We start from the raw sequence: 20,971 nt of genomic DNA on the forward strand, positions 1-20,971 counted from the left end.
GCCCCCTTGCCGGCGGTCCGGCCAGGAGCAGTGAAGAACAGTGAAGAACCAGGAGCGTGAGCCCGCACCGTGACCAGCCTGACTGAAGTCCCCGGTGAACCGCCCCGCAGTGCCGGGCCGGTGAACGCATCCGGCCGCGTCGCCGGTCCTGCCGGGTCCCTGCGCGATCAGCTCGACGGCGCCCACGTGGCCGTCGTCGGGCTGGGGCGCACCGGGCGCGCCGTTGTCGACGCCCTGGTCACCCTAGGGGCTCGTATTCACGTCTTCGACAGCCGCGAGGCCTCCATCGAGGCGCTGGACGCATCCGCGCACACAGCCCTGGCCTCCTGCGTCGTCTCGGCTGCTGTGGCCGACGGCGAGGCGTGCGCGGCCGCCCTGGCGGACTCTCCGGCGCGGCTGTTGGTCGTCTCACCCGGCGTTCCAGCCACGGGTCCGGTCCTGCGCACCGCCGAGGCGGTCGGCATCGAGACCTGGAGCGAGATCGAGCTGGCCTGGCGGCTCCAGCAGGACTCCTCCCGACCGGGCGTCCCCTGGCTGACGCTGACCGGCACGGACGGCAAGACCACCACGGTCGGCATGCTCTCGGCCATCCTCGAGGCCCAGGGACTTGCCGCCCCGGCCGTCGGCAACATCGGAACGCCCGCCATCGAGGCGGTGCTGGCCGGCAGCGCAGACGCCCTGGCCGTGGAGCTGTCCAGTTTCCAGCTGCACACCACTCGGACCCTCTCGCCCCTGGCCTCTGCGTGCCTCAACCTGGCCGCGGACCACCTCGACTGGCACGGGGGCCCGGAGGCCTACGCCCAGGACAAGGCCCGCGTCTACGCCCGGACCCGTCTCGCCGCCGTCTACAACCTCGCCGATGCCGCCACTGAGGACATGGTCCGCCAGGCCGATGTCGTCGAGGGTTGCCGTGCTGTCGGATTCACCCTGGCTACGCCGGGACTCGGGCAGGTCGGCATGGTCGAGGATCTGCTGGTGGACCGCGCCTTCCACGCCGAGCGTCGCTCCAGTGGCGTCGAGCTGGCTACCGTCGCCGACCTGGCTCACCTGGCTCCGGGCCACCGCACCGAAAACCTGCCCCCCCATATACTCGCCGACGCCCTGGCGGCAGCGGCTCTGGCCCGCGCGGCAGGTGCGGGCGCCGAGGCGGTCGCCGCCGGACTGCGCGCCTACAGCCCCGGAGCCCATCGGATCGTCACCGTCGCCGAGGCGGGCTCCGTCACCTGGGTCGACGATTCCAAGGCCACCAACCCGCACTCCGCCGAGGCGGCGCTCACCTCCCTGCCGCGGGGAACCGGCGTATGGATCTGCGGCGGAGACACCAAGGGCGCCCAGTTCTTCGACCTGGTCCGCTCGGTGCGCCCCCACCTGCGCGGCGCCGTCGTCATCGGCAAGGATCAGAGCGATATCCTGGCCGCCCTGGAGCAGGAGGCCCCGGGATTGCCGGTGACCCGCATCGGCGACGCTGCGCCCGAGCGGGTCAGCGCCGCGGCGGTGGAGGCCGCCGGCGCCATGGCTCGCGGCGGCGATACCGTCATGCTGGCTCCGGCCTGCGCCTCCTGGGACCAGTTCGCCTCCTACGCCCAGCGCGGCGACCTCTTCGCCGCGGCCGCCCAGGCTTACACCCGCGGTGACGGGCTCCAGGCCACGGACGCCCCCGGTGTCCAGGAGCAGCTGTGAAGACCGGGTCCGCCTCGGCCACCGCTTCCCGCTCGTCGACACCCTCCTCGTCAGGATCCTCGACGATGGTCGGGCGTGCGTCAGGAAGGCCACGGGCCGAGGACGCACCGGGCGAGGCGACCGTTCGGAAGACCTCCGCCAAGGCGCCCGAGCAGTCGACGAAGCAGCCGTCACGGTCCGGCAAACAGCCCGGCTCGCGCACGGCCCGACCCCGGCAGTCATCGAATTCGCCGAAACGGCATGTGAAAGGTTCCCCGTCCCAGGCGCCTTCTCAAGTCCCGCCGAAGGCATCGCCGAGGACCGTTGGTTCCCGGGACACCAGCCGGATCGGTCACCTGCGCGCCGCGTGGGGCCGGCGCCTGGCGCGCTGGGGCGAGTGCCTGTCCCGCCCGTGGGAGGGCTCCAAGGCGTCCGAACCCGACGGCTCCTCTGCGCAGCGCCATCGCCCACGCCGTTCGGGCGGCGCCGACGACTCGGCTCAACGCTCCGAGCAGGTGACCCTGACCTACTACTGTCTGCTCATCTCCACCCTGGTGCTGGAGACCTTCGGACTCATCATGGTCTTCTCCGTGCAGTCGGTGACCGTTGCCGCCAACGGCGGCAACGCCTTCACCGACTTCGCCAAGTACCTCGTCTTCGCGGTGGTGGGGACCGTGAGCATGATCGCGGTCTCCCGTATGCCGCTGTCCTGGTTCCCCCGGGTCTCCTGGGTGGTGCTGGGGCTGACGATCGCCATGCAATGCCTGGTCTTCACCCCCATCGGCGTCAATGTCTACGGCAACCGCAACTGGATCCTGGTGCCCGGAGTTGGCACGGCCCAGCCCTCGGAGTTCATCAAGGTCGCCCTAGCCCTCGTCCTGGGCACGCTGACGACCTGGTACACGGCCAAGCGCCGGGATCGGACCGCGGTAGCGGGGTGGGGCGGCGTCGTCATCGCGATCGTGGCCGTTCTCGGCGGACAGGACCTGGGAACCGTCATCATCCTGGTCCTCATCGTCGCGGGCGCCCTATGGGTGGGGGGCATGCGGAAACGATGGTTCGCTCTTCTGGGAGTGCTCGGCATGCTCCTCTTCGCAGGAGCCTCGCTGCTCAGTGCCAACCGGCGCGCCCGCATCATCGCCTGGATCCACCCCGAGGGCGCCGACCCCACGGGCGTGGGCTACCAGCCCAAGCACGGCATGTGGGCGCTCAGCACCGGCGGTTGGTTCGGTGTAGGACCGGGGTCCTCGCGTCAGAAGTGGGGCTACCTCACTCAGGCCGACTCCGACTACATCTTCGCCGTGCTCGGAGAGGAGTTCGGGCTGGTGGGCACCCTCGTCGTCATCGTCCTGTTCGCCGTCATCGGCGGCTGCTGCCTGCGCCTCATGAGACGCCACTCCACCACCTACGTCGTGGCCACTACCTCGGCCATCGGCGCATGGATCGTGGGACAGGCGATCATCAACATGAGCGTTGTCACCGGCGCCCTGCCGGTGCTGGGCGTCCCGCTTCCCCTCGTCAGCCGCGGAGGAACCGCTCTGGTCTCGGTCCTCTTGGCCATCGGGGTGCTTCTCGCCTTCGCCCGCCACGAACCCGGCGCGCAGGAGGCCCTGTCCACGAGCCCCGGGGCGCTGCGTCGTTCCCTGGCAGTCATCGTCCCAAGGAGGAACCGTGCCCGAGACAAGTGAGAGCGCAGGATCGCCCCAGGAGACGCAGCCCATCCGGGGCGAGCGCGACCGGCCGTTGCGGGTACTCCTGGCCGGTGGCGGCACAGCCGGCCACGTCAATCCGCTGCTGGCCTCGGCCGCTGCCCTGCTGGACCCGGCCCTGGGCGGGGACCCCCGCACGCGGATCCTCGTCCTGGGGACGGCCGAGGGGCTGGAGAAACGGCTGGTTCCCGAGGCCGGCTTCGAACTGGCCCTCGTCCCCCGGGTCCCCCTGCCCCGGCGCCCCAGCGGGGACCTGCTGCGCCTGCCGCACCGGTTGGGAAAGGCGATCAGCGCGGCCACCGAGGCCATCGAGACGCTCGGAGCCGACGTCGTCGTCGGCTTTGGCGGCTACGTCTCCACCCCCGCCTACCTCGCCGCCCGGAAGGCCGGTATACCGGTCGTCATCCACGAACAGAACGCCCGCCCGGGCCTGGCCAACCGGCTGGGGGCCTCCTGGGCCCAAGCGGTCGCGCTGACCTTCGCCTCCACCCGGCTCAAGGCCTCCAAGGGCCGCACCGAGGTCACCGGGCTGCCCCTGCGCCCGGCCATCGCCGCCCTGGTGACGCAGTGCTCTACTCCGGAGGGGGCTCAGCGCGCCCGCGTCGACGGCGCCCAGGCGCTGGGGCTCGATCCTGCGATGCCCACGCTCCTGGTGACGGGCGGCTCTCTGGGAGCCCAGCACCTCAACGAGGTCCTCAGCGAGTCGCTCAGCTCCCTGCCCGCCGGTCTGCAGGTGCTGCACCTGACCGGCAAGGACAAGGATGCCCCCGTGCGCGCCGCCCTCGAGGCGGCGGTGGATGCCGGTGCACCGGAGGATCTGATCGAGCGCTACCACGTGCTGGACTACCTGACCACCATGGAACAGGCCTACGCCTGCGCCGATGGGGTCCTGTGCCGCTCGGGCGCCGGCACCGTTGCGGAGATCACCGCCCTGGGCCTGCCCGCGCTCTACGTCCCCCTGCCGATCGGCAACGGGGAGCAGCGCCTCAATGCCGCCGACGTCCTGGCCTCGGGAGGTGGTCGCATGGTGCTCGACGCCGACCTCAAGCCCTCTGACATTCTCGACTTCACGGTGCTCATCTCCGATCCCGAGCGGCAGGCCGCCATGGCCCGGGCCGCGGCCTCCACCGGAGTCCAGGACGCGGCGGCCCGACTGGCCGCCCTCATCCAGCAGTGCGCCTCAACGAACAACACTCCCACCGACGAGGAGAACGCGGCATGACCACGACGACACGCACCCCCCGCGCCGACACCCGGCAGGCCGGTTCCGACCGCCGCACGCTGTCGGGCCGGTCGTTTCACCTCATCGGCATCGGGGGAGCGGGCATGAGCGTCGTCGCCCAGCTGCTCGCCGCGCGCGGCGCCCGGGTCTCGGGCTCCGACGCCCACGGCGGCCCCGCCTTCGACCACCTGGCCGATCTGGGGATTGCGACCCACCTGGGCCACGACGCCACGCATCTTCCCGCCGAGAGCACGGTCGTAGTCTCCACCGCGATCAAGGAGACCAATCCCGAGCTCGCCGAGGCGCGCCGCCGTGGCCAGGAGGTCATCCACCGCTCCCAGGCCCTCGCCCTGGCCGCCCAGGGGCTGGACTTTGTCGCCGTGGCCGGTGCGCACGGCAAGACGACGACCTCGGGCATGCTCGCCGAGGCCCTGACGGACACCGGAGCCGATCCCTCCTTCGCCATCGGCGGGGTCGTCAGAGCCCTGGGCACCGGAGCCCACCTGGGGAGCGGTCCCGCCCTGGTGGCGGAGGCCGACGAGTCCGACCGATCCTTCCTCAACTACTCACCCCGCATCGAGATCGTCACCAACGTCGAGCCCGACCACCTCGACAGCTACGGCTCCGCCTCGGCCTTCGAAGCGGCCTTCGTCGACTTCGCCCACCGCCTGGTCCCCGGGGGGCTGCTGATCGCCTGCGCTGCCGACCCCGGCTCCCTGCGTCTGGCGCAGTCCGCCGCCGATGAGGGCCTGCGCGTCGTCACCTACTCCTTCGGCGGCCCCGACACCCTGCCCGGTGGGAAGCCGGTGGGGGAGGGGCACGTCCACCTGGACATCCAGGAGCGCGGCGCATCCTCCACCCGTGCGCTGCTGACCCTGACCGGGGCGACGGACCGTGACCCGACCGATGACACGGGGAGCCGCACGGTCGAGCTGGTGCTGGCAGTCCCCGGAGACCATGTGGCCCTGGACGCCGCCGGTGCCTGGGCGGCGGGCATCGAACTCGGCGTCGAACCGGCCGAGATGGCCCGCGCTCTGGGCTCCTTCGGGGGAACCGGGCGGCGCTTCGAAGACCGGGGCCAGGCCGACGGCGTACGCGTTATCGACGACTACGCCCACCACCCTACGGAGATCGAGGCGCTGCTTCGCACCGCGCGTGAAGTCGCTCAGGAGCGCGGCGGCCGGGTCCTGGTCCTCTTCCAGCCGCACCTGTTCTCCCGCACAAGGGCTTTCGCCGACCGCTTCGGGCAGGCGCTCGCCCTGGCCGACGCCGTCGTCGTCGCGGACGTCTACCCGGCCAGGGAGGCCCAGGCCGACTTCCCCGACATCTCCGGAGATACGGTCGCCCGGCGGGTCCCCGGCGACAAGGCCTCCTTCGTCGCGGACCGGCGGGACGCCGCACACGCGGCGGCCGCTCTGGCTCGCCCCGGAGACCTGCTGCTGACAGTCGGAGCCGGTGACGTCACCGAGCTCGCCGCCATCGTCCTGGCAGACCTGACGGCTCGCGAAGGCGCCGCACCCGGTTCGCCCGAGGACCGGGGCTGACCGGCATGAGGAAGCCCTCGGCGCCCCGCCCCGAGCCGTCCGACCGGTCTCAGGGCGCCCCGGCCAGCATTCCGCCGCGCCGCTCCGGAATACGGCGTGCGCGCCCCGTCCGCTCCGGGCGGAGCGGGAACGGTCGGAGCGGGGGCCGGCAGCCCTCGCAGGATTCACAGGCCGAGAGGCCGCCCGAGCAGTCGCCCCAGCCATCCGGCCAGATGAGCAGCCGGTCGACGACGGCCAGACGACCACGGGTCCCCGGCTCCGGTGCCACCATGAGGAGGGGCGGAGCCGCGCGCAGTGGCGCCCCGTCATCCTCGGGCGATCCTCGCCCGACCCCGTCGAGGAGCTCGTCAAGCCCTTCGACCAAGCCTCGTCGGGACGACGACGGCCCCGCGGGGACCAGAAGCCGGGAGGCGGCCTCCAGTCCGGACGGAGCAGCGAGCACGGAGCTGACCGTGTTCGGCCGTCGACAGGTGGCGCTGCCCAGAGGCGACGACCGGGTCGTCTCCACCGGCCTCGCCGACCGCCTCAAGGAGCGTCAGCAGGCCCTGCGCCGGTTGCGCCTGCGCCGGGTCACGACCGCGGCGGTAGTCGTACTCGTCGTCGTCCTGATGACCTGGGTCCTGCTCTTCTCACCCCTTCTGGGGCTTAAGACTCAGAGCATCTCCGTCATCGGATCGGACGGCAGCGTCTCGGACAAGCAGGTCCGCGACGTCCTGGCCTCCTACGCGGGCGACTCGTTGCTGAGGCTCGATACCGGCCGGCTCTCCGCCCAGGTCAGCGACAACCTGGTCCGAGTACGTCGGGCGCAGGTGACCAGGGCATGGCCCCAAGGACTGCGAGTGCAGCTGACGATGCGGGTGCCGGTGGCCACTGTTCAGGGCCCGGACGGGTACCAGATCCTCGACAACGAGGCCGTGGTCCTCGAACGGGTCCCCGAGGCGCCGTCGGGCCTGGTGACCATCATGCCCGACTCGGCCGAGACCGGCGGGGCCGCGGGGCCCCGGGCGATCTCCGCCAAGCAGGTCGCAGCCGTCACCCAAGTAGTGGGCTCTCTCACGCCGGAAACGCTGGCCCAGGTCTCTAGCGGGAGCGCCACCGAGGCCGGGCAGGTCACGCTCACCCTGTCCAACGGTGCCAGCGTGGTCTGGGGCGACACCCGTGACAACACGCTCAAGGCGCGGGTCCTGGCGACGCTGATGACCACTAGCGCATCCATCTACGACGTCTCCTCGCCCCATCGCCCCACCACACGATCAGCCGACGCCGCGTCCACTGCGACTGCGACGTCGTCGCAGACGTCCTGAGCGGTTCCGCGTGCTCCGCCGTGCAACCGGTGGGAGGGCCGCCGGACACTCACTGTCGGCCTTCAGGTTTATTGCAGGCGAATTGCAGCGATATAGCAGGAAATCCGCAGGCAACTGCACACGAACACGCCGGGCTTCAATGCGTGGCGACGTCCTGGAAGTCTCATAGCGTTAAGCCAGTCATTCGAAGAATGACATAAGTATAGACCTTAACTTGAGGTTGAGGTCTGAGGGGAGTCCTCGACAGGGGGCTCATGACGAAACTCGCGGAGGGGACGCCAGTGGTCGAGAGCATGGCTGTGGACGACGCACAGCACTACCAGGCAGAGATCAAGGTCGTCGGAGTCGGCGGCGGCGGCGTCAATGCCGTCAACCGCATGATCGAGGCCGATCTGCGTGGCGTCGAGTTCATCGCCGTGAACACCGACGCCCAGGCGCTGCTCATGTCCGACGCCGACGTCAAGCTCGATGTCGGACGTGACCTGACCCGAGGGCTGGGGGCGGGGGCCGACCCGGCCATCGGCCGCAAGGCCGCCGAGGACCACGAGTCGGAGATCCGCGAGGCCCTCGACGGGTCGGACATGGTTTTCGTTACCGCCGGAGAGGGGGGTGGTACCGGCACCGGAGCCGCCCCCGTGGTCGCCCGCCTGGCCAAGAGCATCGGAGCGCTGACCATCGGCGTGGTCACCCGGCCCTTCTCCTTCGAGGGGCGTCGCCGCTCGGCCCAGGCCGAGGACGGCGTCCAGGCGCTGCGCGAGGAAGTCGACACCCTCATCGTCATCCCCAACGACCGCCTCCTGCAGATCGCCGACAAGAACATCTCCGTCGTGGACGCCTTCAAGCAGGCGGACCAGGTTCTCCTTCAGGGCGTTCAGGGCATCACCGAGCTCATCACCACCCCCGGCCTCATCAACGTCGACTTCAACGACGTCAAGTCCGTCATGCAGGGCGCTGGCAGTGCTCTCATGGGCATCGGCTCCGCCACCGGCGAGGGGCGCGCGATCACGGCCACCGAGGAGGCCATCGCCTCTCCGCTGCTGGAGACCTCGATCGACGGTGCCCACGGCGTGCTGCTCTTCTTCCAGGGCGGCTCCGACCTGGGGCTGTTCGAGATGAACGAGGCTGCCAACCTCGTGCGCGAGGCCGTCCACCCCGAGGCGAACATCATCGTCGGAAATGTCGTCGACGGCGCTCTGGGTGACGAGGTTCGCGTGACGGTCATCGCCGCGGGTTTCGACTCCGAGCCGGTGGTCGGCGGCCTGGCCGACCCGGTGACCCGGCTGTCGAGGGCGGCCTCTGTTCCGCCGGTGCCCTCCTCCCCGGTCGAGGATCTGCCGCCGGCGCCCGCCCCTCGCGGTGGCGCACACGCCGCGCAGAACCCGGTGACCCGTCCCGTGCCGCTAGCGCCGGCGCCGTCATCGCCGGCCGTCGCTGCCCACCTGTCGGAGGTGAATGCGGCCGAGGCCCTTTCATCGGGGAGCATGCCCGCCTACGTGGACGACTCTTACGGGACGTACGGCTCCGTGCCGGTTCAGCAGTCGGTCTCCGAGCTCGAGGTGCCGCAGGTCATCGGCGTCGATGCCGACGACGACGGCATCGATCTGCCCGACTTCCTACGTTGAGCGACGCTGAAATCGGGACCGCTCAGGGATGCGTGAAATGACTGCCGTTCAGGTCGCAGACCTGATCGAGGCGGATCTGGGCCCGGGGGCCCGCGGGTACTTCACCACTCGCGGCCCGCGGGCCCGTCTCGTTCCCGGCAGGGGCGACACCGATTCCGCGGCCCGGGGCGCCGACGACGACGGTGACCAGGACGGGGTCTACTGCGGCTGGAATCTCGCGCTCCATGTCGGCGACGACCCACAGCGCGTTCGCGGCCATCGTCGCCGGCTCGAGGAACTGCTCGGGCTCGAACGGGGAGAGCACCTGGCCTGGATGAATCAGGTGCACTCCAGCACCGTTGCTGCCGCTCGGACCGAATCGGTCCCCACGGCGGACGCGCTCGTCTTGGATACCCGAATGCCCGGGGCTCCGGCCGGCTGCTGCGTCCTCGTGGCCGACTGCGTTCCCCTTCTACTGGCCCATCGGGACGGCATTGTGACGGCGGCCGTTCACGCCGGGCGCCGCGGCATGCTCGACGGCGTCGTTCCCGCCACGATCGATGCTCTCCGGCGCGCGGGCGCGGTTCCGGAGGACCTCTGGGCGGCCGTCGGACCGTCGATCTGCGGTTCCTGCTACGAGGTGCCCGATCACATGCGCACGCTGTCCGCGCAGCGCGAACCCGCCTGCGCTTCGCGCACGTCGTGGGGAACTCCTGGCCTCGATGTGGCCGCCGGCGTCATCGCCCAGCTCGAACGCGCGGGAGTGGGGCACATCAGCGCCAGCGGGTGGTGCACCTACGAGGATCCACGCTTCTACTCCTTTCGGCGGGAGGGAACGACTGGACGGCTGGCGGGCGTCGTTCTCCCGAGATGAAGCTCAGGGCACTGAATACTTCCTGAGCGTGACCTACCTGGAACCTGAGGTTGGGGACACGCCGGGGTGAGGTCCCCGTGCGGCGTTGCGGGGGCGGATACCGTCGCAGCACATCCGGAACGCAGGGGACCGGACGAACCAAGGAGCGACAAAATGGGCGCGCTGCGCAGTATGACCAGTTTCCTCGGCTACTCGGAGCCGGAGGAGGAGACCTACGAGGACGGCTACGAGGCCGCCGACGCCGGTTTCGCCGTGCAGGAGCACGAGCAGGACTTCGTCGATGAGGGCTACGAGGACTTCGCCGCCCCTGCCGCGCCCGAGCCCGCCGCCGCCCCGGACCTCCGCCGCATCGTCACGGTGCATCCGTCGACCTACAACGAGGCCAGGATCATCGGCGAGTCCTTCCGCGATGGTGTTCCCGTCATCATCAACCTCACCGGCATGAGCGAGTCCGACGCCCGTCGCATGGTCGACTTCTCCGCAGGCCTGGTCTTCGGCCTGCACGGCGCCATCGAGCGAGTCACCCCGCGGGTCTTCCTGCTGACCCCGGCCAGCGTCGAGATCGACGGCGGCGAGGTCGCCGAGGCTCGCGGCCGGTTCTTCAACCAGAGCTGAGTTGACTGACGCGTGACACTTATCTCCGTGCTGGCTCGGATCCTGTGGAGCATTCTGAACCTGTACCTCCTCATCCTCCTGGTCAGGGTTGTGCTCGACTGGGTTCAGCTGTTCGCCCGCCAGTGGCGCCCCCAGGGGCCCGTTCTGGTGTTGGCCAACCTCGTGCACGCCCTGACGGATCCGCCCCTGCGGCTGATCCGTCAGAGGGTGCCCATGGCGCGCCTGGGAGGGGTCGGCATCGATCTGAGCTTCCTGGTCCTGTTCCTCGGGATCTTCATCCTCCAGTGGTTCCTCGAACTTCTTTGAACGGGTGTGAAGTCGTGAGCGAACCGCTAGAGTGCTGTTCTCACACCAGCGTGAGATAGCGCGCTTGATGTGGCCTGAACCTCGAGTTCAGGTACTCTGTCCGCATGAGTGACCGGATGCCCGGTGCTCGTGACCTTATCCGTAACGACACCGAGGTGACGACCCATGACGCTGCTGACAGCAGACGACGTCCTCAACAAAAAGTTCCAGGCGACCAAGTTCCGTGAGGGCTACGAGCAGGACGAGGTCGACGAGTTCCTCGACGAGGTAGTCGAGGCGATGCGTCAGCTGGAGGCTGAGAACGCCGACCTCAAGGCCAAGCTCGAGGCCGCCAACCGCAGGGTGGCGCAGCTCGGCGAGGGAGCCGCCATCCCCGCTGCTCCCGCTTCCCCCGTCTCTCCGGTCCAGGCCGAGCCTGCCGTGTCGGTGCCCGCCGTCTCCGGCGAGTCCGGTGGCCAGGGCCCGGCCGCCGCGTCCGGCATGCTCGAGCTGGCCCAGCGGCTCCACGACGAGCACGTCGCCAACGGCAAGGCCGAGGGCGAGCGGATCGTCACCGAGGCGCGCTCCACTGGAGAGCAGATCGTGCGCGAGGCCGAGGACCAGCGCAACCGGACACTGGCTCAGCTGGAGAAGGAGCGCTCCGGCCTTGAGCACAAGATCGACGAGCTGCGGCGCTTCGAGTCCGACTACCGCACCCGTCTCAAGAGCTACCTGCAGAACTTGCTGACCAACGTCGAGGACGGCGGCGAGAGCTCCATCTCTGGCCTGTGATCCCCAGGCCGTGATCGCCTCCCGGCGCCACCCCGTGAGTATCTCAGGGACCGGCCTACGGAGCACCATCTCCATGACTTCCATCCGTCAACGACGATTCGGCTCCTCCCGTTGTCTCTGACACGGCCTCCTACGAAGGGCGGCGACCCGCGCGGGTCGCCGCCCTTCGCTCCGTGCGTACGCTCCCACCCGTCTCTCTTCCGAGCGCAATGCGAGAAAGTCCCATGCCAGATCACGTGGACGCGGCCACGCCCCCCGAGGAGGCCGCGGATAACATCGTTTCACTCCCCACAGACAACCCGTTCAGCGCCATGGAGAAGAGCCTGGGAGCTCAGGGCGGCCGGGACGGAGAAGGCCGTCGGGCCCGGCGCTTATCGGTAACCGTGCTGTGGACGATGGCGGTTGTCATCGTCGTCGTCGACCAGCTCAGCAAGCAGTGGGCGCTCTCCGCCCTGTCCGACGGACAGCACACGGCCCTGCTCGGCCGGGCGCTGGGGCTCGTCCTGGTTCGCAACCCAGGTGCCGCCTTTTCCTTCGCCACCGGGCAGACTTGGATCTTCGCCCTCATCGCCTCCCTCGTGGTGGTCATTATCGTCCGTGTCTCCCGGAACCTGGCCTCCCGCTCGTGGGCGGTGGCCCTCGGCCTGGTGCTCGGTGGAGCGGTTGGCAACCTCATCGACCGTCTCCTGCGAGAACCCGGATTCTTGCGAGGCCACGTCATCGACTTCATCGACTACGGCGGCTACTTCGTGGGCAACGTCGCCGACATCGCGATCGTGCTCGCTGCCGCGGGCATCATTGTCCTGTCCCTGGGAGGATGGGAGATCGACGGGACGCGCGCCGCTTCCCGAAGCACCCCGGAGCCCAAGGGCGCCGACGGATCGCAGACCCCGGCTCACGCGGCGGGCGCAGCAGTCCGCCAAGGGGACGCCGCCGCTCCATCCATGCCGGCGATGCCTACGGAGCCGGAATGAGTCTGCGCCTTTTGCCCGTTCCCGACGGCTTCGACGGCGACCGCCTCGATTCGGCCCTGGCCCGCATGACGGGGCTGTCCCGCAGTCGGGTCGGAGAGCTGTGCGGGGCCGGTGGCGTGCGCAGGGACGGAGAGGCACTCACGAAGTCCGCTCGTCTGCGCGCCGGCGACCTCCTCGAGGTCGACCTGCCTGATCCGCGCCCCGCCGAACCCGTTCCCACCCCGGTCGAGGGCATGGAGCTGCTCTACGAGGACGAGGACATCGTCGTCGTCGACAAGCCGGCAGGTGTCGCCGCCCACCCCTCCATGGGGTGGGACGGCCCCGACGTTTTGGGCGCACTCAAGGCGATGCGTGTACGGGTGGCCACATCCGGGGCCTCCGAGCGCCAGGGCATCGTCTCGCGCCTGGACGTGGGAACCTCGGGCGTCATGATCGTGGCCAAAGGGGAGCGGTCCTACTCGGTTCTCAAACGCGCCTTTAGAGAGCACACGGTGGACAAGGTCTACCACGCCCTGGTGCAGGGCCACCTCGATCCCTCCAGCGGCACGATCGACGCACCCATCGGCCGCCACCCCAGCCGGGAGTGGAAGATGGCCATCATCGAGGGCGGGCGCGAGTCCATCACCCACTACGACGTCATCGAGGCGATGCCCGGGGCCTGCCTGGCCGAGATCCACCTGGAGACCGGACGCACCCACCAGATCCGTGTCCACATGGCCGCCGTCGGCCACCCCTGCGTCGGAGACTCCACCTACGGTGCCGACCCGGCCATGAGCGTGCGCACCGGTCTGATTCGCCAGTGGCTCCACGCCCGTGAGCTCGGCATCGCCCACCCCATCACCGGTGAGCACATGGTCTTCACCTCCGACTACCCCTCCGACCTCATCCACGCCCTGGACGTCCTCCGCCTACCGTGAGCGGCATCATGACCGACTCACCCGACGACCCGAGCTCCCGCGCCACGCGCAGGCAGGCAGACGAACAGATAGAAGCAGAATCGAGAGGAGACGCTGATGCGTATCGTCGTCATCGGCGCCGGAGGCATCGGCGGATGGCTCGGCGCTCGCCTAGCCGCGAGCGGCCAGCAGGTCGGGTTCCTCGTTCACGGCCGCACCCTGGCAGCCCTGCGCTCGGGCGGGCTGACGCTGCGCGACTGCTCCCGGGGTAAGCCCGGTACCGTGACCGCCCGCATCGAGACGCCACTGGCCAGTGATGACCCGCAGGCTCTCACCGACGCCCTGGGAGGTGAGCCGGACCTGGTCCTTGTGACCACGAAGGTCGATGCACTGCCCCAGCTGGCCCCTGCGCTCAGGCGCCTGACCGGCCCCGACACCGGTGTCGTCTCCACCCAGAACGGGATCAGCGCGCCCGGACTGCTCGCCGACGCCGTCGGCAAGGAGCATGTCCTGCCCGGTGTAGCGCGGGTCTACTCCGCCATCATCTCGCCCGGAGACATCCGCACCATCGGCAGTGCCGGTTCCCTGGCGCTGGGGGAGTGGGATGGCAGCGCCTCCGCTCGCGCCACTGCCGCCGTGGAAGCCCTGGAGACGGCCGGCATCCGCGCCTGGATCCCCGACTCCATCTGGGCCGAGCTGTGGCGGAAGGTCTCCTTCGTCGTCGTCCAAGGCGCGCTCGGCGCCGCCGCGAACGCACCCATCGGCGTCCTGCGCTCCGACCTGCGAGACGCCTTCAGACGAGCTGCGGGTGAGGTCGTTGCCGTCGCCTCCGCCCTCGGGCACGACCTGGCCACCCACGACGCCCCCGACCCGGTCTCCGCTGTCCTGGCCCTGGCGGACGCTCAGCCCGCCGGCGCTACCACCTCGATGCAGCGCGACATCGCCGCCGGCCTGCCCAGCGAGCTCGACGCCCAGCTCGGCTCCGTGTGCCGAGCCGGAGACAGCACGGGTGTACCCACCCCGGTGCTCGACCTCGCCCGCGCCGTCCTGGCCCCGCGCGAGGCCGCCGCCCGCACCCGGATCTGACGGCCACCGGGACGGACCTGTCGACGACGTCCATCGGGGGCGGATTCCTCACACGCACCTGCCCGGCCATTCCGGGAATGTCCAGCCGGCACAGCGCATTCCTGGCGACACCACTGCCAGCCGCTTCTCGGAGACAGGGCACCCCGCGGGCCTAGGATGGAACCATGGCGCAGACGACCGGTCAGGAAGAGGCAGCCCCCAAGGACGACTTCGTCCACCTTCACGTCCACACCGACTACTCCATGCTGGACGGTGCCGGAAAGATCAAGGACTACGTGGCCGAGGCCAAACGCTTGGGCCAGCCCGCCCTGGCGATCACCGACCACGGCTATATGTTTGGCGTCTACGAGTTCTACGCCGCCGCCAAGGCGGCCGGCATCAAGCCGATCATCGGGGTAGAGGCCTACATGACGCCGGGCACCTCGCGCTTCGACAAGACCCGTGTCTTCTGGGGCGATGAGTCCCAGAGAAGCGACGACGTCTCCGCCCGCGGCGCCTACACGCACATGACGCTCCTCTCACGCAACAACGAGGGCCTGCACAACCTCATGCGCATGGACTCCTTCGCCTCCCTGGAGGGCCAGTGGGGCAAGGCTCCCCGCATCGACCGAGAGCTGCTCTCCCGCTACGGGGCCGGTCTCATCGGTTCCACTGGTTGCCCGTCGTCGGAGGTCCAGACCCGTCTGCGCCTGGGCCAGTGGGATGAGGCCCTGCGCACCGCCGGAGAGCTGCAGGACATCTTCGGCAAGGAGTTCTTCTACGTCGAGCTCATGGACCACGGCCTGGAGATCGAGCAGCGCGTTACCAAGGACCTGCTGCGCCTGGCCCAGAAGCTCGACGCCCCGCTGCTGGCCACCAATGACTCCCACTACGTGCGTCCCGAGGACCGCACCATCCAGGACGCGATGCTGTGCATCAACTCCGGCTCGGTGCTCTCCGACCCCGACCGCTTCAAGTTCGACGGCGACACCTACTACCTGCGCCCCGGCTCTGAGATGCGCCGGCTCTTCTCCGAGATGCCCCAGGCCTGCGACAACACCCTGCTCGTGGCCGAGCAGTGCGACGTGCACTTCCGTACCGTGGACGAGGGCGCCTCCTTCATGCCGGCCTTCCCCGTCCCCGAGGGGGAGACCGATGAGTCCTGGTTCGTCAAGGAGTGCTGGCGCGGCATGGATCGCCGCTTCAACGGAGACATTCCCGAGGACTGCCGCAAGCAGGCCGAGTACGAGATCAGCGTCATCACCCAGATGGGCTTCCCCGGCTACTTCCTCGTCGTGGCCGACTACATCAACTGGGCCAAGGCCCACGGCATCCGGGTGGGGCCTGGGCGCGGCTCGGGCGCCGGGTCCATGGTCGCCTACGCCATGGGCATCACCGAGCTCAACCCACTGCGCCACGGGCTCATCTTCGAGCGCTTCCTCAACCCCGAACGCATCTCCATGCCCGATATCGATGTCGACTTCGACGAGCGCAGGCGCGACGAGGTCATCGAGTACGTGCGCGAGAAGTACGGCGCCGACCGCATCAGCCAGGTCGTCACCTACGGCGTCATCAAGGCCAAGCAGTCCCTGAAGGACTCCAGCCGTGTCATGGGCTACCCCTACGCGGTCGGCGACCGCCTCACCAAGGCCATGCCCCCCTCGGTCCAGGGCAAGGACATCTCCATCAAAGGCATCTTCAACCCCGACGACGAGCGCTACGGGGAGGCTGAGGAGTTCCGCAAGCTCCACGCCGAGGACCCCGACGCGCAGAAGATCGTCGAGCTGGCCAAGGGTCTGGAGGGCATGACCCGCCAGTGGGGCGTCCACGCCTGCGCCGTCATCATGTCCTCGGCGGCGCTGACCGACATCATCCCCATGATGCAGCGCCTCCAGGACGGCGCCGTCATCACCCAGTTCGACTACCCCACCTGCGAGCACCTGGGGCTGCTCAAGATGGACTTCCTGGGGCTGCGCAACCTCACGGTCATCTCCGACGCCCTGGACAACATCGTCGCCAACGGCAAACCCGCCCTGGACATCGACCACGTCGAGCTTGACGACCGCGCCACCTATGAGCTGCTCTCGCGCGGGGAGACCCTGGGCGTCTTCCAGCTCGACGGCGGTGGCATGCGCACCCTGCTGCGCCTGATGAAGCCCGACAACTTCGAGGACATCTCCGCCGTCGGCGCCCTCTACCGGCCCGGCCCCATGGGGGCGGAGTCCCACACCAACTACGCGCTGCGCAAGAACGGCCTGCAGGAGGTCGTCCCGATCCACCCCGAGCTCAAGGATGCCCTCGAACCGATCCTGGGAACCACGCACGGCCTCATCGTGTACCAGGAGCAGGTCATGAAGATCGCCACCGACCTGGCGGGCTTCTCGATGGGCAAGGCCGACGCTCTGCGCAAGGCCATGGGCAAGAAGAAGATGGACATCCTGGCCAAGATGTTCGTCGAGTTCGAGGCGGGCATGGTCGAGGCCGGCTTCTCTAAGGAGAGCGTCAAAACCCTGTGGGACGTCGTGGTCCCCTTCGCCAAGTACGCCTTCAACAAGGCCCACTCGGCGGCCTACGGGGTCGTGTCCTACTGGACGGCTTACCTCAAGGCCCACTATCCCACCGAGTACATGGCGGCCCTGCTCACCAGCCAGAAGGACAACAAGGACAAGCTGGCCGTCTACCTGGGGGAGTGCCGCCACATGGGCATCACTGTGCTGCCCCCGGATGTCAACGCCTCGCGGGCTCAGTTCTCCGCGGTCGACGAGGATGTGCGCTTCGGCCTGTCCGCGGTGCGCAACGTCGGCATCAACGTCGTCGACGCGATCGTGGCCGCCCGCCGGGAGAAGGGCGAGTTCACCTCCTTCGAGGACTTCCTCGACAAGGTTCCCGCCGTCGTGTGCAACAAGCGCACCATCGACTCCCTCATCAAGGCCGGTGCCTTCGACTCGCTGGGACACACCCGGCGCTCCCTGCAGGCCTGCCACGAGGACTTCGTCGACGAAGTCATCGGCGTCAAGCGCAATGAGGCCGCCGGCCAGTTCGATCTGTTCGCCTCCATCATGGGCGGCTCCGACGGCGGCGACTCCCCCTTCGGCAACGGCCCGGTCTTCTCCTCGGACGTGCCCAACCTGCCCGAGTGGGATAAGAAGGACAAGCTCGCCTACGAGCGCGACATGCTGGGGCTCTACGTCTCTGATCATCCGCTCATGGGCCTGGAGGGCCTCCTGGGAAAGCTCGCGGACAAGGAGATCTCCGAGCTCCATGAGAATGACGAGCTGCCCGACGGCGCCATGGTCACCATCGCCGGCCTCATCACCTCGCTGACCCGCAAGACCACCAAGCAGGGAAACCTGTGGGCCATCGCCCAGATCGAGGACTTGGCCGGAAGCATCGAGGTGCTCTTCTTCCCCCAGACCTATCAGACCGTCTCCACCATGCTGGCCCCCGACACGGTGGTCACGGTGCGCGGACGTCTCAACCGACGTGATGGCCAGGTCGCCCTCTACGCCCAGGAGATGACGATTCCGGACATCTCCAGCGCCGCCCACGAGGCGGTCCTCATCACGCTGCCCGCCAACCGGTGCACTGGGCCGCTGGTGGAGCAGTTCAAGGACGTGCTCACCAAGCACCCGGGAGGATCCATGGTGCGTCTGACGCTGACCAGCCCGGGGCGCGAGGTACGTACTCAGCTGGATGCCTCCCTGCGCGTGGAGGCCTCGCCGGCCTTCTACTCCGACATCAAGGCGCTGCTGGGACCGGGGTGCTTGCGCCACTGATCGCGTCCCTATGACTGCATCCCCCGATGCAGCCGAACTCACACAGGCCTGCCCGAGCGTCGAGGGGGTCGCACGGCCGCGCTTCGGCCGTATTCCTATCCAGACTTGGTAGTCAGCAGGTCGGAGGCCCTTCGAGCCCGCTTCTAGGAAGATCGGCGCGAGCTCCGGAGCGGCATCGCGTCCTCCTCGCGGCGTCCCCGCCGGCATGCTCTCTGGTAGTGGCTTTTCAGTATCTTGATACGCTCGTTACATCCTAAAGCGGTCAATGACCGCATTTGTCTACGAGGTTATTTGATGAGTGACGAGGATCTGACCCCTCCAACGATGACACAGGAGCAGGAAAACTCTCCGCAAGAAGAGGTGCCCTCCCAGGACACGACCCCCACACCCGCATTCCACACCTCACCGGCAACGGTGAAGCGGCGGCAGCGCCACCTGCTCGAACGCCTGAGACGATCGGTCTCCCGCCAGCCCCACGATGCGCGGGAGGGCATGGACAAGGTGGTCTTCGGCATCGCCGCGAGCGCCACCATCGCGTTCGTCGCGTGGGGCTTCATCGACCCGCACGGGCTGGGGAGGATCTCCAAGCGGGCCCTGGGCGGAACGATCAGCAACTTCGGGTGGCTGTTCGTGTTGTCCTCAACCTTGTTCGTCGTCTTCATCATCTTCGTCGCGGCCTCGCGATTCGGCAAGATCCCTCTGGGAGGAGACGCCGAGGAGCCTGAGTACAGCACCAGCTCGTGGGTCTCCATGATGTTCGCTACCGGAATGGGTATTGGTCTGATTTTCTACGGGGTTGGTGAGCCTCTGTACTTCTACATGTCGCCCCCACCAGACACCGTCGATCCGCAGACGGCCAAGGCCGCCAGCACCGCGATGGGAACCGCCCTGTTCCACTGGACCATCTACCCGTGGGCGATGTATGCGCTGGTCGGGCTGGGAATGGCCTACGGCACCTATCGTCTGGGGCGCTCTCAGCTCTTCTCGGCGATGTTCACCTCCCTATTCGGGCGCCAGGCCATCGACGGCATCGGGGGGCGCATCATCAACATCCTGGCGATCGTGGCCACCCTGTTCGGCTCCGCCTGCTCCCTGGGCCTGGGGGCGCTGCAGATCGGTGGAGGCATGGTGTCGACCAACCTGGTCGACAAGGTGAACTCTGGGATGCTGGTTGCGATCATCGCGGTCCTGACGGCGTGCTTCGTCGCCTCCGCCATCTCTGGCATCGAGAGGGGCATCCAGTGGCTGTCGAATATCAATATGGTTCTGGCGGTGCTGCTGGCGATCATCGTCTTCGTCGGCGGGCCCACGCTGTTCATCCTCAACATCATCCCCTCGGCGATCGGTGACTTCATCAACGAGCTGCCCACCATGGCCTCGCGCACCGCGGCCGTCGGCAACACGGAACTGACTGACTGGCTGTCCTCCTGGACGATCTTCTACTGGGCCTGGTGGATCTCCTGGACCCCTTTCGTGGGCATGTTCATCGCCCGGATTTCGCGCGGCCGTACCATCCGGCAGTTCGTCACCGGTGTCATGTTCGTGCCCTCGGTCGTCTCCCTCATCTGGTTCGCCATCTTCGGCGGCGGCGCCATCGGTCTGCAGGAGCGGGCCGAGCGGGCGGGCGAGGCGGTGGACGCCCTCGTCCGCCTCAAGGCTGACGGCACGCCCGACCTGAACTTCGACACCATCCTGTTCGATCTGCTCAACGCCATGCCCGTGCACAAGGCGGTCCTCATCGTGCTCATGGTCCTGGCGGTCGTTTTGGTGGCGATCTTCTTCGTCACCGGCGCGGACTCCGCCTCCATCGTCATGGGCGGGCTGTCGGAGAACGGGGCGACCGAACCGAGCCGCTTCACGGTCGTCTTCTGGGGCGTGGCTACCGGCGGGGTGGCCTCGGCCATGCTGCTCGCCGGAGGAGACGATCCAGCGGAGGTCCTCACCGGTCTGCGCGACATCACGATCGTCTCGGCGCTGCCCTTCGTCATCGTCATGCTGCTGCTGTGCGTCTCGCTCTACAAGGACCTCAACAACGACCCGATGCTGCTGAGGCACTCACTGGCCAACCAGGTCCTGGTCGACTCGGTGACCACCGCGGTCACCACCGCCAGCGAGCCGCATGAGGTCGAGACCATCGAGCTGCACACCAGGCTGTCGTCCACCACCGACAAGGACGACGAGGGCAGTGCGGGCGATGATGAGCGAGAACCCGACGCCGTCGAGGGCGCAGACGACGGGCCCACGGATCCTCACGGGAGCCGGAACGGGTAGGCCCGTGTCAGTGCCGGGGTCCGGGGCTCATCGTCCGGGCCCCGGCTGCTCGACGACGGCGCCGATCTCGCCCGAGGGATGCGCGACCACGACCACGTCACGGTCCGAGAGGCGGTGTCCGCGCCTTGTCTCCGTGACCCCGTTGACCGTGACGTCGCCGGACTGGATGGCGATGCGCGCCTCCGCGCCGTCCTCCACCAGACCGGCCAGCTTGAGGAACTGTCCGAGCTTGATGCTTCCGGACACTGAGACGGCCGGGTGCGGGGATGAGTGCTGAACTGTTGCATGCGTCATAGGCCGATCCTCCCAGAGAGAGCCCGGCCGACGCACATCGAACCTGGTAGCACCCGTGGTGAGCCTGTGTGGGCGGCATGGATGAGAGAA

The 20,971-nt window shown here is 68.7% G+C and carries 17 protein-coding genes; 15 read left to right on the forward strand and 2 right to left on the reverse strand.

Annotated features, from left to right (window positions below):
- The first annotated feature begins 69 nt into the window (after positions 1-69).
- The 4 genes from murD to murC all read left to right on the forward strand — a co-directional run bounded on the left by murD (position 70) and on the right by murC (position 6,134).
- Positions 70-1,680, forward strand: a complete 1,611-nt coding sequence (gene murD / locus FK256_RS04375; protein ID WP_244936130.1) for a UDP-N-acetylmuramoyl-L-alanine--D-glutamate ligase — start codon at positions 70-72, stop codon at positions 1,678-1,680.
- A 242-nt stretch (positions 1,681-1,922) separates the two neighbouring features.
- Complete coding sequence (locus FK256_RS04380; protein ID WP_244936131.1) at positions 1,923-3,347, forward strand: FtsW/RodA/SpoVE family cell cycle protein; 1,425 nt, start codon at positions 1,923-1,925, stop codon at positions 3,345-3,347.
- Positions 3,331-4,590 carry a UDP-N-acetylglucosamine--N-acetylmuramyl-(pentapeptide) pyrophosphoryl-undecaprenol N-acetylglucosamine transferase gene (locus FK256_RS04385; protein WP_141423843.1) on the forward strand — a complete coding sequence of 420 codons (1,260 nt, stop codon included), beginning with the start codon at positions 3,331-3,333 and terminating at the stop codon, positions 4,588-4,590. Before FK256_RS04380 ends, FK256_RS04385 begins: the two co-directional genes overlap by 17 nt.
- The gene (gene murC, locus FK256_RS04390; RefSeq protein ID WP_141423844.1) at positions 4,587-6,134 is read left to right on the forward strand and encodes a UDP-N-acetylmuramate--L-alanine ligase; all 1,548 of its coding nucleotides are present in this window, start codon (positions 4,587-4,589) and stop codon (positions 6,132-6,134) included. The genes FK256_RS04385 and murC overlap by 4 nt, the downstream gene beginning before the upstream one ends.
- A gap of 49 nt (positions 6,135-6,183) precedes the next feature.
- On the opposite strand, the gene FK256_RS04395 is transcribed toward murC, so the two are convergent.
- Positions 6,184-6,576, reverse strand: a complete 393-nt coding sequence (locus tag FK256_RS04395) for a hypothetical protein (RefSeq protein ID WP_141423845.1) — start codon at positions 6,574-6,576, stop codon at positions 6,184-6,186.
- Between the two features lie 10 nt (positions 6,577-6,586).
- Here FK256_RS04395 and FK256_RS04400 point away from each other — a divergent pair, with 10 nt between their 5' ends.
- From FK256_RS04400 to FK256_RS04450, 11 genes are all read left to right on the forward strand, one after another.
- Positions 6,587-7,438: a cell division protein FtsQ/DivIB gene (locus tag FK256_RS04400; protein WP_141423846.1), complete on the forward strand. Its 852-nt coding sequence runs from the start codon at positions 6,587-6,589 to the stop codon at positions 7,436-7,438.
- Between the two features lie 254 nt (positions 7,439-7,692).
- Positions 7,693-9,060, forward strand: a complete 1,368-nt coding sequence (ftsZ, locus tag FK256_RS04405; RefSeq protein ID WP_009232097.1) for a cell division protein FtsZ — start codon at positions 7,693-7,695, stop codon at positions 9,058-9,060.
- A 28-nt stretch (positions 9,061-9,088) separates the two neighbouring features.
- Positions 9,089-9,913, forward strand: a complete 825-nt coding sequence (locus tag FK256_RS04410; RefSeq protein ID WP_141423847.1) for a purine nucleoside phosphorylase YfiH/LACC1 family protein — start codon at positions 9,089-9,091, stop codon at positions 9,911-9,913.
- Positions 9,914-10,066: 153 nt separating this feature from the next.
- The gene (locus FK256_RS04415; RefSeq protein WP_009232095.1) at positions 10,067-10,528 is read left to right on the forward strand and encodes a cell division protein SepF; all 462 of its coding nucleotides are present in this window, start codon (positions 10,067-10,069) and stop codon (positions 10,526-10,528) included.
- A 12-nt stretch (positions 10,529-10,540) separates the two neighbouring features.
- On the forward strand, positions 10,541-10,834 hold the full coding sequence (locus FK256_RS04420) for a YggT family protein (protein ID WP_141423848.1): 294 nt from the start codon (positions 10,541-10,543) through the stop codon (positions 10,832-10,834).
- Positions 10,835-10,999: 165 nt separating this feature from the next.
- Complete coding sequence (locus FK256_RS04425; RefSeq protein ID WP_009232093.1) at positions 11,000-11,605, forward strand: DivIVA domain-containing protein; 606 nt, start codon at positions 11,000-11,002, stop codon at positions 11,603-11,605.
- Between the two features lie 224 nt (positions 11,606-11,829).
- Positions 11,830-12,579 (forward strand): signal peptidase II, encoded by a 750-nt coding sequence (gene lspA, locus FK256_RS04430; protein ID WP_141423849.1) that lies wholly within the window; start codon positions 11,830-11,832, stop codon positions 12,577-12,579.
- A complete protein-coding gene (locus FK256_RS04435; RefSeq protein ID WP_141423850.1) occupies positions 12,576-13,496 on the forward strand; it encodes an RluA family pseudouridine synthase in 921 nt (306 codons plus the stop codon). Before lspA ends, FK256_RS04435 begins: the two co-directional genes overlap by 4 nt.
- Positions 13,497-13,592: 96 nt before the next feature.
- Positions 13,593-14,561, forward strand: a complete 969-nt coding sequence (locus FK256_RS04440) for a ketopantoate reductase family protein (RefSeq protein WP_141423851.1) — start codon at positions 13,593-13,595, stop codon at positions 14,559-14,561.
- Positions 14,562-14,725: 164 nt separating this feature from the next.
- Entirely contained in the window at positions 14,726-18,316 is a 3,591-nt protein-coding gene (gene dnaE / locus FK256_RS04445) for a DNA polymerase III subunit alpha (protein WP_141423852.1), read from the forward strand.
- 294 nt (positions 18,317-18,610) lie between these two features.
- Positions 18,611-20,587, forward strand: a complete 1,977-nt coding sequence (locus tag FK256_RS04450) for a BCCT family transporter (protein WP_141423853.1) — start codon at positions 18,611-18,613, stop codon at positions 20,585-20,587.
- 27 nt (positions 20,588-20,614) lie between these two features.
- Here the strand turns inward: FK256_RS04450 and FK256_RS04455 are convergent, their stop codons facing one another.
- Positions 20,615-20,881, reverse strand: coding sequence for an RNA-binding S4 domain-containing protein (locus tag FK256_RS04455; RefSeq protein ID WP_021606055.1), 267 nt, complete (start codon positions 20,879-20,881; stop codon positions 20,615-20,617).
- Positions 20,882-20,971: the final 90 nt, after the last annotated feature.

Source organism: Actinomyces johnsonii (genome assembly GCF_006546835.1).
Classification (GTDB): domain Bacteria; phylum Actinomycetota; class Actinomycetes; order Actinomycetales; family Actinomycetaceae; genus Actinomyces; species Actinomyces johnsonii.

Coding starts and splice junctions, on each gene's coding strand:
- FK256_RS04410 (WP_141423847.1), top strand. CDS start 9,089: ATGCGTGAAATGACTGCCGTTCAGGTCGCAGACCTGATCGAGGCGGAT.
- FK256_RS04435 (WP_141423850.1), top strand. CDS start 12,576: ATGAGTCTGCGCCTTTTGCCCGTTCCCGACGGCTTCGACGGCGACCGC.
- ftsZ (WP_009232097.1), top strand. CDS start 7,693: ATGACGAAACTCGCGGAGGGGACGCCAGTGGTCGAGAGCATGGCTGTG.
- FK256_RS04415 (WP_009232095.1), top strand. CDS start 10,067: ATGGGCGCGCTGCGCAGTATGACCAGTTTCCTCGGCTACTCGGAGCCG.
- murC (WP_141423844.1), top strand. CDS start 4,587: ATGACCACGACGACACGCACCCCCCGCGCCGACACCCGGCAGGCCGGT.
- dnaE (WP_141423852.1), top strand. CDS start 14,726: ATGGCGCAGACGACCGGTCAGGAAGAGGCAGCCCCCAAGGACGACTTC.
- lspA (WP_141423849.1), top strand. CDS start 11,830: ATGCCAGATCACGTGGACGCGGCCACGCCCCCCGAGGAGGCCGCGGAT.
- FK256_RS04455 (WP_021606055.1), bottom strand. CDS start 20,881: ATGACGCATGCAACAGTTCAGCACTCATCCCCGCACCCGGCCGTCTCA.
- FK256_RS04450 (WP_141423853.1), top strand. CDS start 18,611: ATGAGTGACGAGGATCTGACCCCTCCAACGATGACACAGGAGCAGGAA.
- FK256_RS04425 (WP_009232093.1), top strand. CDS start 11,000: ATGACGCTGCTGACAGCAGACGACGTCCTCAACAAAAAGTTCCAGGCG.
- FK256_RS04440 (WP_141423851.1), top strand. CDS start 13,593: ATGCGTATCGTCGTCATCGGCGCCGGAGGCATCGGCGGATGGCTCGGC.